This is a genomic window from Allobosea sp. Tri-44, from assembly GCF_004123845.1.
Taxonomy (GTDB): Bacteria; Pseudomonadota; Alphaproteobacteria; order Rhizobiales; family Beijerinckiaceae; genus Allobosea.
The window spans coordinates 446,811-461,694 of the sequence record NZ_NBDP01000053.1; the positions used below are offsets into that span (position 1 = coordinate 446,811).

Genomic DNA, 14,884 nt, shown 5'->3' on the forward strand with positions numbered 1-14,884 from the left:
CCGAACCGACTAGGGAGGCGAGAATTGCCGCGATCGATCTGCATTGCGCTTTTCGCCCTCGTTGTTTGGTTCTATGCGGGCCCCGAGGCTCTCGCGCAATCTCGTTCGGCCAAGTGGATGTCGTCCTGCGGCGGCACGTTCGACCTATGCGGATTTGTCGACCACGAGACGAAAGCGGAAGTCATCCCGCGTCGTTTCGAGCGCGCATTTCCGTTCTCCGAGGGATTGGCCTCTGTCCGTATCGAGGGCCGCTTCGGCTTCATCGATGAAACCGGGACGGTCGTCATCCCCGCGCAGTTCGACTTGGCTGGAGAATTCCATCGGGGGCACGCAGAGGTTCTGATCGACGGCAAGATGGGTGCCATCGATCGCCGCGGCATACTGGTCATCCAGCCGCAGTTCGCGCGGGTCATCCCGTTTACGAGCGACGTATTTCTCGTGCGCGAAGGAACGTGGACCTCAGGCTATTTGGAGGGCTTTGAAAAACTCGAATCCCTCTCATTCGGCTTTATTTCCGGCCAAGGTGCGTTTGGCCTTTTTTCTCTCAGTTCTGGCTGGATCGCCAAGCCACAATACGGGATACAGCAGTTCGATCGCGGCAAAAGCGGCCTGATCTGGGCTAGTCGCGACCGCATCTTCGGGCTTTTGCGTGCAGATGGCAGATGGCAGATCGAGCCACGCTATGTGCATGTCCAGGCTTTGAGCGATGAGCGCGCCATCGTTTGTGAGCCGGAACAAGGGAAGGGCGAAACACGGCAATGCGGCGCCATCGATCCTGATGGCAACCTGGTTGTGCCGATGCGTGCATGGTGGCTGCACTATTGGCGGAACGGCTTTGGTTTGGCGCGAGAGGGAGGCAAGGAAGGGCTTCTCGATAGGGCAGGCAATGTCATCGGCGGCCAGTTGTTCGACAAGGTGGAACGCCCCGAGCGTGGTGACGTTGCCGAGGTGTTGCTGGACGGCAAGTGGGTTGGCCTGGGCCGTGACGGCCGCATCGTCGCCAATCCCAAAGACGGTCAAGTGATCGCTGCATGCCCGTCGGGCGTCAGATTGCTTTGGCAGGACGGTAAAGTGCAGGTCATGGGACGCGACAGCCGGCCGACCGTGCCCCACCTGCTGGACTACACCTATAACAAGCTCTACTGCGACAAACCCTCGCCCGTGAAACTCGGGGCGAAATGGGGATTTGTCGGTGTAGACGGGCTTGTGCTGAACGGCACGCCGGCATTCGACAACATCTACGGTTTTGGGAACGGCTTTGCCGCGGTCGCGCAGGGCGGGAAATGGGGCGTCATCGACACCACGGGGCGCCACGTGATCGAGCCGCGCTACGATCAACTCACGCCTGCGGACGGTACGGAGCTTCTTAAAGCCAAGGAGGCCGGCCGGGAGTTCTGGATCAATGCGCGGGGCGAGGAGCAGCCTGCACCGGTGCGGAAGGTCGATCGCGCGGCCTTTCTAAGATGCGGCGGAGACGGGGCCACGATCAAGGCCGATACGGCACCAGACGGCAGCCGGGTCTGGGGAATAGTCGATGCGGACGGACGCGAACTCATCAAACGCGAGTATCGTGCGATTCACTGTTTCAGAAACGGCGTGGCTTGGGTGCCCGTCGACAGCAAACGGCAGTGGTGCCCCTTGGGTCAGGAGAGGACAGCTCGCGAGCGCCCGCGCTGTACTGAGAGCCGATATCCCTACCTTCAAACGCATTCCTCTCCAGAACGCTTTTCCGATGACGCCTATGAGAACAGCGTGCAATGGAGCCGGGCCTATCTGGAGTTCGGCGCTGATCTCCGGACCGATCCGCCGCGCATGATTCCGGAACGCGGTGCCGCTTCATTCTCGATAATGCGCTGAGCGAGTGCGGGATCTACGCTGCCGTCATTCCTGGCGCTGGCGTCGGCCTCCGCAGAGGTTCCGGTCAGGAGGTGTTTGAAAGTCCTGGCCGTGTTACCGAACCAGCAAGTCGCCAGTCTTCGTTTACGCGTCGATAGGGTTAGTTTTTAGGGTTAAGTCTCGTTTAAGAAATCCGTGGCAAGGTTTCCCCATCGGTAACTCGCGTGCGCTTGAGTCCAGCTGCATGCAAACTCGAAGGGGCCTGCCATGCGCAGCCTGAAAACCCTTGCGCTTGCAGGCGCCATGGCCGTGAGCGCGTCCGCCATCGCCCAGGCCGCGGATTTTCCGATGGCTCCGCCGCCCGCGCCTCCGCCGCCGGAACTGCGCGGCACGATCTCGTCGGGCATCTACCTGCGCGGCGATATCGGCGTCGGCGTCACCAATTATGGCGATTACAGCCAGGCGGAAGTCAGCCAGTTCGGCGGAAGCTTCGTCACCAAGGAGGACAGGTCCAACTCCTACTTCGCCGGGGCGGGCATCGGTTATCGCTTCAACAACTGGTTCCGCGTCGACGGCACGCTGGAATATCGCGGCGGGGCCACGATCGGCGCCACCGACGTGGTGTTCAACCCCTTCATCGGTGGCAATCAGACCAACACATATAAGGGTAACCTCTCTTCGATCGTCGCCCTGTTCAATGCCTATGTCGATCTCGGCACCTGGAACTGCCTGACGCCCTATATCGGCGCCGGTATCGGTTACGCGACCAACCGCATCAGCGGCCTGACCGATCAGGGCCTGCAGTTCACCGGCGCCGGCACGCTCGGCACCGCCGGCAACGGTGACAAGTCGGGCATGGCCTGGGCGCTGATGGCCGGCGTCGGTTATGAGGTGAACAAGAACCTCACGCTCGAAGTGGGCTACCGCTATCTCAATCTGGGCGACGCCCACTCTGGCCGTATCCGCAATGCCTTCCTGAACGAGTCCTACTCGCCGCTGAAGGTCAAGGATATCGACAGCCACGATTTCCGCATCGGCATGCGCTGGAACTTCGGCGACCCCGATTGTTGCGGCCCGGTCGAGCGCCCGGTCACCTATGCCCCGGCCCCGGTCGTGCGCAAGTACTGAGCGGCTTTCCAGCCTTCACGACGATTTTGGCGGCGCGGTCGGAAGACCGCGCCGTTGGTTTTGAGCTACCCCGTGTGCCGGTGGGCATGCGGAAACTTGCTGCGCCCGGCCGCGAAACCGGGCGGATCGCTTCAATACAGATGGCCGAAATTACCTAAGGTTAAGCTCGGCGCCAAAGATCGATCGGCCCGACGCCACCTGTTCATGAGCACTTAAGCCACCCCTGCTTCGTTCGCTGGCAGCAAGCCGGGGGGATTTTGCATATGACACTGAGCCTTTTGGCACGGTCGGCCTTAGCGCTTGCCGTGATCGCACCGAGTTGGGGCACTCCCGCCTCGGCGACTGAGGCCGAGCCGCGACCTGGCGCCGCCTCTGTCTGCGATAGTTCCGACGACGCGCCGACCGACGCCTTCGGCTTCACCGACAGCTCGGGCATCGCTGATCTCGGCGGTGGCAGCTTTGGACTGACGCTGGGCGGCAATGTCGGTGTCCGCGAAGGGCGCTCGCGCAGCCGTAGCGCCACGTTGACTGGCTCCTATGGGCTTTTGCCTTGTCTCGAGATCGGCGCCTCGCTATTTGGCGGCACGACACGCTCCGTCATCGCGCGCGACAGGCTCAAGGACAGAAGCCATGGCGCCGGCCTGGAGATGCGCTACCGCCTGCTCAATCACAGCCATCACGGTTTTGGCCTGACCTTCGGCATGGATGTCGGCGCCGAGCGCAATGACGACAAGCAGACCGGCCGCTTCGACAGCTACAACACCGGCTTCCGGGTGCTCGCCGACCGCGTCCTGATTCCGGAGACGCTCTATGCTGCCGTCAACGTCTCCCACAACATGATCTGGAACGGGACCGAGCCCTTTTCGCGCTCCTCGACCTTCGCCGCCGGCGCGGCCCTCGCCTGGCAGGTCGTCGACGGCGTCTATCTCAGCGGCGAGGTTCGGCATCTGCGGCAGCAGAACTCGCTCGGCTTCGGCAACCATGCCGGCCACGCCACCTTCGTCGGACCCGGTGTCTATTGGCAGGCGACCGAGCGTCTGGCGCTGTCCATCGCCTATAATGTCCAGGTCACGGGCCATGAGCGTGGCCGCCACGGCCCGCTCGACCTGAGCAATTTCAGCCGCCACCTCGTTCAGGTCGACATCGGCTGGACGTTCTAGGCCGCTCCCGGACGGCACGTTGACATCATCCTCTGCGCCGCCCTAAATCAGGGAATAATACTCCACCCCAGTATCATGGGCGCATGCCGCACACTCCCGAAGAGAAGAAGCGCGCGGTCACGCGGTTGCGCCGGATTCGCGGACAGGCCGATGCGCTGATCCTGGCGGTCGAGCGCGGCGAGGACTGCGGCGCGCTGTTGCAGCAGCTCTCGGCCCTGCGAGGCGCCGCGACCGGGCTGATGGCTGAAGTGCTGGAAAGCCATCTGCGCGAGACGATGCTGGCAGGTTCCTCGGCAGGCGCGCCGCAGCCGGATGAAGCGGACGAGATCGCGCGAACCATGCGTGTCGTCCGCACCTATCTCAAATGATCCCCGCGATACCATCACAAGGAAACGCCCGATGAAGACACGTGCAGCCGTGGCCTGGGAGGCCGGCAAGCCGCTGACGATCGAGACCATCGAGATCGGCGGGCCGAAGCCCGGCGAGGTGCTGGTCGAGGTGATGGCGACCGGGATCTGCCATACCGACGCCTATACGCTCTCGGGCCTGGACTCGGAGGGCAAGTTCCCAGCGATCCTCGGCCATGAGGGCGCTGGCATCGTGCGCGAGGTCGGGGCCGGCGTCACCGCGCTGAAACCCGGCGACCACGTCATCCCGCTCTACACGCCGGAGTGCCGCAGCTGTAAGTCCTGCCTGTCGCGCCGGACTAATCTCTGCACCTCGATCCGGGCGACGCAGGGGCAGGGGCTGATGCCGGACGGCACCTCGCGCTTCTCCTGCGATGGCGGCGAGATCTTCCACTATATGGGCTGCTCGACCTTCGCGAACTTCACGGTGCTGCCCGAGATCGCGCTCGCCAAGGTCCGCGAGGACGCACCCTTCGACAAGATCTGCTATATCGGCTGCGGCGTGACCACTGGCATCGGCGCGGTGATCTACACCGCCAAGGTCTGGCCCGGCGCGAGTGTCGTCGTCTTCGGACTCGGCGGCATCGGCCTCAATGTGATCCAGGGTGCCCGCATGGTCGGGGCCGATAAGATCATCGGCGTCGACATCAACCCGGGCAAGCGCGCCATGGCCGAAAAATTCGGCATGACCGACTTCATCAATCCGGCCGAGATCGGCAACGACAAGGTGGTGCAGGCGATCGTCGACCTGACCGGCGGCGGCGCCGACTTCTCTTTCGACGCCACCGGCAACACCAATGTGATGCGCCAGGCGCTGGAATGCTGCCATCGCGGCTGGGGCGAGTCGATCATCATCGGCGTCGCCGAGGCCGGCAAGGAGATCGCCACCCGGCCGTTCCAGCTCGTCACCGGCCGGGTCTGGAAGGGCACGGCCTTCGGCGGGGCGAGGGGCCGCACCGACGTGCCGAAGATCGTCGACTGGTACATGGAGGGGAAGATCAACATCGACGACCTGATCACCCACAAGCTCTCGCTCGACGAGATCAACCATGGCTTCGACCTGATGCATGAGGGCAAGTCGATCCGCTCGGTCGTGGTCTACTGAGAATACCAGGCCGGTCCCCGGAACGCTTCTGCCCGATCATCGTTGATCGGGACGCGCATCGGGGGACCGGCCATGACAACAGCCAAACAGGGGAGCGCCAGCCGCTCGCTTTTCACCCGCCTGTCGCAGACGACGAGCCATTGGGCGGGCAAGCCGCAGACTTTCTTCATCGCGCTCGCCATCATCGTCGTCTGGGCGCTGTCTGGACCGTTCTTCGGCTTCAACGACACTTGGCAGCTGGTGATCAACACCTCGACGACGATCGTCACCTTCCTGATGGTGTTCATCATCCAGAACAGCCAGAACCGCGATACCGCGGCGATGCAGATCAAGCTCGACGAGCTGATCAACAAGATCGAAGGCGCGCGCGAGGAGCTGCTCGATCTCGAGGAGCTGGACGAGGACAAGCTCGAGGAGATGCGGCAGGAGTTCGAGGAACTGGCGCGCAAGGCACGCGCCGCTCGTGAAGGCCACTCCGCCTGATATCACCGATCGGCGGCCGCAAGTTTACCCAACTGGACGCCGGCAGGCGTCACGCTATCCTCCGTCGCGGAGCGCGCATTGCGGCGCGAATCGGCTGGGGACATTGCCATGCGAGGGGCGGGTCGGCGCAGGCTTGGTCTGGCGATGCTGCTCTGGCTCGCGAGCACGGCTGTTGGCGCGGCCGAACCGCTGCTCGATGTCCAGGATGTCGTGACGCTGCGCCGCCTCGAAACGGCAGGCTACGCGCTGGCTGATGTTCTCAATGCCGGCGGGGCCGACAGCACCGCCGCACTCGCTAGGGACAGCGCCGCTTTCAGGACGATTGCCAGCCATGTCGGCGAGGACGTCAGCGTGCTGCGTGCCGAGATGCTCGCCAATGGCCGCAAGCTCTACGAGGTCACCGACGGCAATGTCGGCCGGGTCATCGACCTGCGCTGGCTGCGCTCGCCGATCGCGCGGTTCCAGCTGACGGCCGTGGTCAACCGGCTCGACCGGCAGGACTTCGCCGCGCTCTCCGGCGAGGCCGGTTGCGGCGAGGTACGCCTGATCTACCGGCTCGCCTATGCCTTCGACGATGCGAAGCTGAAGCGCCGGCTGGCCTCGCGCCTGCCATTCACGCTCAACGCGGTCTTCAGCGTCGGGGCAGGCGAGGGTGGTTCCTGCCGAAAGGCCGCGCAAGCCTGGCTGATCGAACCCGGTAGCGACCCGGCCGTGCTGGCGCGACAGCTCGCCAGCGGACCGCTGGCGAAGGAACGGATCAGCCTCAAGCAGGTCGAGGTCAACGCCCAGATCGTGCGCTTCCCGTCCGGCATGGAGACGGAGTTCGGCGGGCAGGCCGCCTATCTCCAGCGCGTGTTCGCTGCTGGTCGGGGCGAGGGCGGCCTGACGCTCAAGCCCAAGCCGCTGGAAAACACGCCGGATGTGGCGCGGCTGAAGTCGGATGCGGCGCTGCGGCAGGGGCTGATCGACTACGTCAGGGCCAATCTCCCGGCGATCGATGGCGGGGTCTATCAGGTTCCCGAGCGCTTCTTGGCGACGAAGGCGATCTCCTATTCGACCTTCGGCAGCGCCCGGTTGGCCAACCACCCTTTCACCGAAGCCGTTCCGGTGACCGCGCTGACGGGGCTCGATTTCGGCGCGACCCGGCTGGTGCGCAATGAGAGGGCGCTGCTGGAGCGGCTCGACAACGGCTCCTGCATGGGCTGTCATCAGGCTGGCGCCACCGCCGGGTTCCACATGTTTGGGCTCGACGACGGCTCGACCTCGGCGCTGAACCGGATCAAGACCGGCATATCCCCGCATTTCTATGCGGAAGGTTTTCGCCGCGCGGCCTATGTCGCAGCCGTAGCGGCTGGCACGGAGCCGGAACGCTACCGCCCGCCATCCTTCGCGTCGCCGGCGAACTGGCAGGCGGAGCGGCCCTTTACCTACATGCCTGCTGCACTGACCATGCCCTGCCTGACGGGTGAGAGCGCGAAAGCCTTTGGCGAAAGCTGGGCTTGCGCCGCAGGCTCGGTTTGCAAGCCGTTGGTCGAGAGCAAGGCGGTTGGAATCGAGCTCGGCCAGTGCGTCAGGCTGGACGAGGCCCGCAATTTCTCCGGCCAGCCCTGCCTGACCGGCGCGATCACCACCGCCGTCGGCAAGCCTTATCTCGACCGCTACCGCAAGACCGGCCAGTTCGGCGCCTTCGCCACCGGCTTCTCGCAGACCGCCTTCAACTGCCGGCCGGCCAAGATCGGCGTTCCCGCCGGGATGGCCTATCGCCAGTGCACGCCGGCCGATCGGACCTTCGCAGGCTTCGCCAATGGCAAGGTTCCCGACGAGATCTGCGGGCTCGCCGGCGGCAAGGCCTTCGACGATTGTGTCGCGACCAACCGGTTCGATGACTGTCTGTCAAAGGCGGTGACGCGCGGCAATCGCGGCACCTGCAGCGCCACCAGCTTCTGCCGCGAGGACTATATGTGCCAGGCGATCCCCGACGACGTGCCGGGTGCGACCACGACGGTCAAGGACTACGGCTTCTGTTCGCCGACCTATTTCCTGTTCCAGATGCGCATCGACGGCCATCCCGATCCGCAGGCGGCGCGGCTTTAGGGCTCAGGCCGCCAGCACGAAGTCGAAGCGCCCGAGCTGACCGCCTTCGGCCGGGCGCAGGCTCATCAGCAGTTTTTGATCGAACAGGCCGTCGCGGCGGTTGCCGGGCTCGTCGGGAAAATAGAGCTGGGTGGTGAGCACCGGGCTCTGCGTACCGGCACGCACCTTCACATGAAGATGGCGGGTGCGGCCGGTATAGAGCCCCGGCGCGCGGGTGATGAACTGGTAGCGGCCCTGCTGGTCGGCGAACAGATGACCGCGGAAGCGAAAGCCGCGATTGTCGTACTGTCCGGATGTATCGGCATGCCAGAAATCGAGCAGGGCGCTGGGGACCGGTCGGCATTGCCGCGTCAGCACGAAGCCGCTGAGCACCAGGAGAGTACCGTCGCCGTCGGCGCGCAGATCGGCGCGCTGCGGGGAAGAGGGGGTGAAGAAAGGGCCTTCGGTCTGGCGCGGGGTTGTAGTGGCGTGTCCCTCGCAGGCTGGGGTCGCCGGCAGTTCGACGCCTTGTGCGAATGCATCGGTGGGGAGGGTGAGACCCGCGAAGCCCGCTGCCGAGAGCTTCATGAGCAGGTCTCGGCGGCTTGGAGTGTCTGACATGGTTTCCCTCCTCACGCCCTGCGGCGCCGCCATTCATGCCACGCCGGCAATGTCCGATTTTGGGCAAAGGCGATGCCTCGCCGAACTGTGATGGCGGGAGGCCCACTTGAGTCTCCTGTGGGCACATTGCGCCCATGTTCCCGCGCGCTAGCGATTGCCGGCGCTTTTTGGCAAGAGTTCCGCCCGCGAGGAATCGGCCGGCACAGGCGTTCCGTTCGACGAGACGGTGAGGGGACGGCATGTCGACCGATATCGAGATCGCCCGCGCGGCGACACTGAAGCCCATCGGTGCGGTCGCCGAGGCGGCCGGCATTCCCGATGCGGCGCTGCACCCCTATGGCAAGTACATCGCCAAGGTCGACACCGGCGCGATCCCGGATTTCGCCGAGAAGCCGGACGGCAAGCTTATCCTCGTCACCGCGATCAGCCCGACACCGGCCGGCGAAGGCAAGACCACGACGACGGTCGGCCTCGGCGACGGTCTGAAGCGCCTCGGCAAACGCACCATGATCGCGCTGCGCGAGCCCTCGCTCGGCCCCTGCTTCGGCCAGAAGGGCGGGGCGGCCGGCGGCGGCTATGCCCAGGTCGTGCCGATGGAGCAGATCAACCTGCACTTCACCGGCGATTTCCACGCCATCACCAGCGCGCACAACCTGCTGGCGGCGATGCTCGACAACCATGTCTATTGGGGCAACGGGCTCGATCTCGACGAGCGCCATGTCGCCTGGCGTCGCGTCGTCGACATGAACGACCGGGCGCTGCGCTCGATCGTCTCCTCGCTCGGCGGGGCGATGAACGGCTTTCCGCGCGAGGACGGTTTCGACATCACCGTCGCCTCGGAGGTGATGGCGATCTTCTGCCTTGCCGCCGATCTCGCCGATCTGGAGGAGCGGCTCGGGCGCATCGTCATCGGTCGCACCCGCAGCAGGCGCCCGGTCACGGCGGCCGAGCTCAACGCCCAAGGCGCGATGACCGTGCTGCTGCGAGATGCGCTGATGCCGAACCTGGTGCAGACGCTGGAGGGCACGCCCGCCTTCGTCCATGGTGGGCCCTTCGCCAATATCGCCCATGGCTGCAATTCGGTGATCGCGACCCGCGCCGCGCTGAAGCTCGCCGACTATGTCGTGACCGAGGCCGGCTTCGGCGCTGATCTCGGGGCCGAGAAGTTCTTCGACATCAAGTGCCGCAAGGCGGGCCTGAAGCCGGATGTCGCGGTGGTGGTCGCGACCGTGCGCGCCCTCAAGATGCATGGCGGCGTCGCGCGCGACATGCTCGGCACCGAGAACCTGAAGGCGCTGGAGGTGGGCCTTTCCAACCTCGCCCGCCATGTCGAGAACGTCAGAAAGTTCGGCGTGCCGGCGATCGTTGCGATCAACCATTTCACCAGCGACAGCGCGGCCGAGCATGCGCTGATCCAGAATTTTTGCCGCAACCATCTCGGCGTCGAGGCGGTGATCTGCCGGCATTGGGCTGAGGGAGGGGCGGGCACCGAGGAGCTCGCGACCAAGGTCGCGGCGCTGACGGAGAGCGGCGAAGCCGATTTCGCGCCGCTCTATCCGGACGCGATGCCGCTGCGCCAGAAGCTCGAGACGATCGCACACGAAATCTACGGCGCTGCCGGCATCTCGATGGACGCCAAGGTCACCGCCCGCATCGCCGAGCTCGAAGCGGCCGGCTATGGCAACCTGCCGATCTGCGTGGCCAAGACGCAGTATTCCTTCTCGGCCGACCCGACGCTGCGCGGCGCGCCATCCGGCCACATCGTGCCGGTGCGCGAGCTCAGGCTCTCGGCCGGTGCCGGCTTCGTCGTCGCGATCTGCGGGGACATCATGACCATGCCCGGCCTGCCCCGCCAGCCGGCGGCGGAGCGCATCTATATCGACGCGCACGGCCAGATCGAGGGGCTGTTCTAGCGGCCCGCCACATTCGTCAACGAAGTGTAAACCATATCGCGGCCACCATGCGCTCGTGCGATTCCGAACGTGTCGGAAGGCGCGGGAGATGCCGACCAGATGAGTTTGCTGACCGCCTGGACCAATTCGGGCCTGAAGGCGCGTGTGCTCATGCTCGTCCTGGCGACGCTGGTCGCGATCGCGGTACCGGCCTCCGGCATCTTCCTCTGGATGGTCAATAGCACGGTGGTGAAGCTCGGCACTCTCTTCGCCGAGAAGCAGATCCTGTTCGACCGCTATCGTGGCCTGGAAGCGCTGATGCGCGAAGTCTCGCTGGCCGAGACAGTGGCGCGCGCCCCGGTGATCGTCGAATGGGCACAGGACGAGACCGATCCGGAGAAGGCCAGGCGCGGCCTCGCCGAGCTCGAGCATTACCGCCTGTCCTTCACCGACCGCAGCTATTTCGCCGTCGTCGACAAGAGCGGCAACTACTACTTCAACGACAAGGACAACAGCTACGAGCGCAACCGGCTGCGCTACACCGTCTCGCCGAATGCTGCGCAGGATATCTGGTATTTCAAGACGCGGGCGCTCGGCAAAGGCTGCCATCTCAACGTCAATCGCGACGATGTGCTCTCCGTCACCAAGGTCTGGATCAACTGCATCATCCAGAAGGAGGGCAAGGTCCTCGGCCTGATCGGCACCGGCGTCGACCTGACCCGGTTCATCAAGGAGGTCGTCGAGTTCCCGCAGACCGGCGTGCAGAGCATGTTCGTCGACCTGCAGGGCGCGGTGCAGGCGCATCGCGATCCGCGCGTCGTCGACTTCCACAGCCTGACCAAGGACGCCGCGGCCAAGAAGACGATCTTCCGCCTGCTCGACGAGGAGGGCGACCGCAAGGCGCTTTCCGATATGATGCAGCGCGTCGCCAGGGGTGAGGCGCTGGTGCTCTCCCGCTTCATGCAGATGGATGGGCACGAGGTGCTGGTCGGCGTCGGCTTCCTCGACCGGCTCGGCTGGTTCAACGTCACGGTGATGGATGTCGACGCCATCATCGACCGCAAGCTGTTCGCCCCGATCGCCGGGCTGATGGTGGCGATCCTCATCGTGGCCGCCGGGCTGATGACCTTCCTGTTCAAGCGCAAGGTGCTCGACCGGCTGGCGTGGGTCGAGCAGGGCGTCGGCCGGGTCCGTGCCGGCGACTTCTCCGCCGTCGCGAAGGAGGAGGGCAATGACGAGATCGCCCGGCTGTCGCGGGCCTTCAACGAGATGGCCCAGGCCGTCGGCGACAATACCGGCCGGCTCGAGGCGATGGTCGCCGAGCGGACGCAGAAGCTCGAACAGCTGGCGCAGCATGATCCGCTGACGTCGGTGCTGAACCGTCGCGGCTTCGAGGAGGTTTTCGCGCGCGAGCAGAACCGGGCCCGGCGCGATGGCAAGGCCTGCGGGCTCGTCATCGTCGATCTCGACCGCTTCAAGCTGGTCAATGACGGCTACGGCCACCATGCCGGTGACGAGGTGCTGATCGCCTGCGTGCGGCGGATGCTCTCGACCTTGCGCAGCTACGATGCCTGCGCCCGCTGGGGCGGCGACGAGTTCATCCTGCTGATCAGCGACAGCACGGCGGAGTCGCTCGCGATGATCGCAGCTAAGATCGCGACGCTGCTGCGCGAGGCGCCGGTCGCGCTCAGCGATGGCCGGGCCGTGCCGATGACGGCGAGTCTAGGCGCCGCCATGGCGCGTCCTGAAGACAGCCTGACCGATGCCGCCGCGCGCGCCGATGCGGCACTCTACCAGGTCAAGCGCAATGGCCGCGACGGCGTCGCGATCGACGAGCCGCAATCCGGCACGGCGTTGCGGCGGGTGGTCTAGGGGGAGGCGTCATTCTCGGGCGCAGCGAAGCGCAGACCCGAGAATCTCAGGACGCGAAGGCATTGAAAGAGCCTCATCCTGCCTGAGATGCTCGGGTCAAGCCCGAGCATGACGATTGTTCTTCAGCCGAACACCAGCTGCACCTTCATCGCCTTCGACTTGTCGGCGGCGAGCTCGAAGGCTTCGACGGCGCGCTCGATCGGGATCGAGGCGGTGAGCAGCGGCGACAGGTCGATGCGGCCCGACGCGATCAGCTCGACCGCCCAGTCGAACTCCTCGTGGAAGCGAAAGGAGCCGCGCAGGTCGAATTCCTTGGCGACGACGACGTTCATCGGAAGCGTGAAATTGCCGCCGACACCGATCTGGACGATGACCGCGCCGGGGCGCAGTGCGTCGAAGGCGCCGGTCAGGGCGTGCTGGTTGCCCGAGCATTCGAACATCACGTCGAAGGCGCCCTTCTGCGCGCCGTAATCGGCCTTCAGCCGCTCCGGCTCCGCCATCACGTTGATCGCTGCCGTCGCGCCCATCTTCAGCGCGGTCGGAAGCGGGCCGTCGACGACGTCGGTGACGACGATCTCGGACGCGCCAGCGGCGCGCGCGGCGACGACGGTCAATACGCCGATCGGGCCGGAGCCGGTGACGAGCACGCGCTTGCCCAGCAGCGCGCCGGCGCGCTTCACCGCACGCAGGCAGACCGCGAGTGGCTCGGCGAAGGCGGCCTGCGCCGCGCCGACATGGCTGGGCAGCTTCACTGCCTGGCGCTCCTCGATCACCAGCATCTCGCGGAAGCCGCCCTGGACATGGGGGAAGCGCATGGCGCTGCCGTAGAACAGCATGTCGAGGCAGTGCTGCTGCTGGCCGGCCTGGCAATAGCGGCAGCGACCGCAGGCCCGGCTTGGATTGACCGCGACGAGATCGCCCGGCTTCACCCGCGAGACCTCGCTGCCGACCGCCTCGACGATGCCGGCGATCTCATGGCCCAGGACCATCGGCTCGCGCACCCGGATCGTGCCGAAGCCGCCATGGAGATAATAGTGCAGGTCGGAACCGCAGATGCCGCCGGCCTTGATCGCCACCTTGACGTCGAGCGGGCCGAGCTCCGGCACAGCCATTTCCTCGACCCGCAGGTCCTTCTCGGCATGGATCACGACGGCGCGCATGGCGGAGTCTCCGTAAGCGGCAGCCATGCGGCTGCGGCATTGTCTAATCGTTTTAAACCGCTTACCCAACCCTTGAGACGCTAACAAGCGGCAAGTCAGGCCACGCTACCGGGAGGATAGGATGTCGCTCAATCTGTTCAAGCTCGATGGGCGCATCGCGCTGGTCACCGGCTCCGGCCAGGGCATCGGACTTGCGATTGCCGAAGGCCTTGCCGCGGCCGGCGCCCATGTCGTGCTGAACGGCCGCGATGCCGGAAAGCTTGAGAAGGCTCGCAGCGCCATCGCGGCGACCGGCCACAAGGCCTCGGTCGCCGCTTTCGACGTTACCGACCAGAAGGCGGTCGAGGCCGGCGTTGCAAAGGTGGAGGCCGAAATCGGGCCGATCGACATTCTGATCAACAATGCCGGCACGCAGAAGCGCGGCGCCTTCGTCGACTTTCCGGCCGAGGACTGGCACTTCCTGATGGCGACGAACCTGCACTCGGTGTTCTACGTCACCCAGGCGGTGGCCAAGCGCATGGCGCCGCGCAACCGTGGCAAGATCGTCAATATCGGCTCGGTGATGAGCAAGCTCGGCCGGCCGAGCATCGTGCCCTACACCGCGTCGAAGGGCGCCGTCAGCCTGATGACGCAGGGGCTCGCCGCCGAGCTCGGCAAGCACAACATCCAGGTCAACGCGATCGGCCCCGGCTATTTCGTTACCGAGCTCAACCAGGCCCTGCTCGCCGACGAGACCTTCTCGAACTGGGTGAAGAGCCGCGCTCCGGTCGGCCGCTGGGGCGAGACCAAGGAATTGGCGGGGGCGGCGATCTTCCTGTCCTCGGAAGCGTCCGACTACGTCAGCGGCCATCTGCTCATGGTCGATGGTGGGTTGACGGCGGTGGTGTGAGGTCAGGCGTTACGTATTGGCGAAGGGCGCGGGGAACCCTTCTCCCGTGTGGGAGAAGGGCAGGGATGAGGGCTTGCCCTATCTGCAGAAGGCGCAGCGTCGCCGTTGCGTTTGAGTAATCAGCGGCGGTCCCTTGTAACTCTGATTTTGCCTCATCTGCTACACTGGCGGGTGCGGTGGCAGGCGGAAGACCGACGACCCTCAGGGACAGCAAGCCCGTGGGTGAGCCAGGGTCTTCGCCTGCCGATCCATCGACCC

General features: G+C 65.3%; 12 protein-coding genes. 10 read left to right on the forward strand and 2 right to left on the reverse strand.

Going from position 1 to position 14,884, the window contains the following annotated elements; all coding sequences use genetic code 11:
* Positions 1-24: 24 nt before the first annotated feature.
* The 7 genes from B6S44_RS27275 to B6S44_RS27305 all read left to right on the forward strand — a co-directional run bounded on the left by B6S44_RS27275 (position 25) and on the right by B6S44_RS27305 (position 8,213).
* Positions 25-1,857 (forward strand): WG repeat-containing protein, encoded by a 1,833-nt coding sequence (locus tag B6S44_RS27275; protein ID WP_129159983.1) that lies wholly within the window; start codon positions 25-27, stop codon positions 1,855-1,857.
* Between the two features lie 327 nt (positions 1,858-2,184).
* Positions 2,185-2,964, forward strand: coding sequence for an outer membrane protein (locus B6S44_RS27280; RefSeq protein WP_248309781.1), 780 nt, complete (start codon positions 2,185-2,187; stop codon positions 2,962-2,964).
* Between the two features lie 263 nt (positions 2,965-3,227).
* Positions 3,228-4,124: a hypothetical protein gene (locus tag B6S44_RS27285; protein WP_129159985.1), complete on the forward strand. Its 897-nt coding sequence runs from the start codon at positions 3,228-3,230 to the stop codon at positions 4,122-4,124.
* A gap of 83 nt (positions 4,125-4,207) precedes the next feature.
* Positions 4,208-4,492 carry a metal/formaldehyde-sensitive transcriptional repressor gene (locus tag B6S44_RS27290; RefSeq protein ID WP_129159986.1) on the forward strand — a complete coding sequence of 95 codons (285 nt, stop codon included), beginning with the start codon at positions 4,208-4,210 and terminating at the stop codon, positions 4,490-4,492.
* 31 nt (positions 4,493-4,523) lie between these two features.
* A complete protein-coding gene (locus B6S44_RS27295) occupies positions 4,524-5,636 on the forward strand; it encodes an S-(hydroxymethyl)glutathione dehydrogenase/class III alcohol dehydrogenase (protein ID WP_129159987.1) in 1,113 nt (370 codons plus the stop codon).
* A gap of 72 nt (positions 5,637-5,708) precedes the next feature.
* Positions 5,709-6,119 (forward strand): low affinity iron permease family protein, encoded by a 411-nt coding sequence (locus tag B6S44_RS27300; RefSeq protein ID WP_129159988.1) that lies wholly within the window; start codon positions 5,709-5,711, stop codon positions 6,117-6,119.
* A 144-nt stretch (positions 6,120-6,263) separates the two neighbouring features.
* The gene (locus tag B6S44_RS27305) at positions 6,264-8,213 is read left to right on the forward strand and encodes a hypothetical protein (RefSeq protein WP_248309782.1); all 1,950 of its coding nucleotides are present in this window, start codon (positions 6,264-6,266) and stop codon (positions 8,211-8,213) included.
* A gap of 3 nt (positions 8,214-8,216) precedes the next feature.
* On the opposite strand, the gene B6S44_RS27310 is transcribed toward B6S44_RS27305, so the two are convergent.
* Positions 8,217-8,780, reverse strand: a complete 564-nt coding sequence (locus B6S44_RS27310; protein WP_248309783.1) for a dioxygenase family protein — start codon at positions 8,778-8,780, stop codon at positions 8,217-8,219.
* Between the two features lie 272 nt (positions 8,781-9,052).
* On the opposite strand from B6S44_RS27310, the gene B6S44_RS27315 reads away from it, so the two are divergent.
* Both B6S44_RS27315 and B6S44_RS27320 read left to right on the forward strand, forming a co-directional pair.
* On the forward strand, positions 9,053-10,726 hold the full coding sequence (locus B6S44_RS27315) for a formate--tetrahydrofolate ligase (protein ID WP_129159991.1): 1,674 nt from the start codon (positions 9,053-9,055) through the stop codon (positions 10,724-10,726).
* Positions 10,727-10,825: 99 nt separating this feature from the next.
* On the forward strand, positions 10,826-12,577 hold the full coding sequence (locus tag B6S44_RS27320; RefSeq protein WP_129159992.1) for a sensor domain-containing diguanylate cyclase: 1,752 nt from the start codon (positions 10,826-10,828) through the stop codon (positions 12,575-12,577).
* Positions 12,578-12,699: 122 nt separating this feature from the next.
* On the opposite strand, the gene B6S44_RS27325 is transcribed toward B6S44_RS27320, so the two are convergent.
* Positions 12,700-13,737: an L-idonate 5-dehydrogenase gene (locus B6S44_RS27325; RefSeq protein WP_129159993.1), complete on the reverse strand. Its 1,038-nt coding sequence runs from the start codon at positions 13,735-13,737 to the stop codon at positions 12,700-12,702.
* Positions 13,738-13,858: 121 nt separating this feature from the next.
* Between B6S44_RS27325 and B6S44_RS27330 the strand changes: the two genes are divergently transcribed.
* A complete protein-coding gene (locus B6S44_RS27330; protein ID WP_129159994.1) occupies positions 13,859-14,626 on the forward strand; it encodes a glucose 1-dehydrogenase in 768 nt (255 codons plus the stop codon).
* The last annotated feature ends 258 nt before the right edge of the window (positions 14,627-14,884 follow it).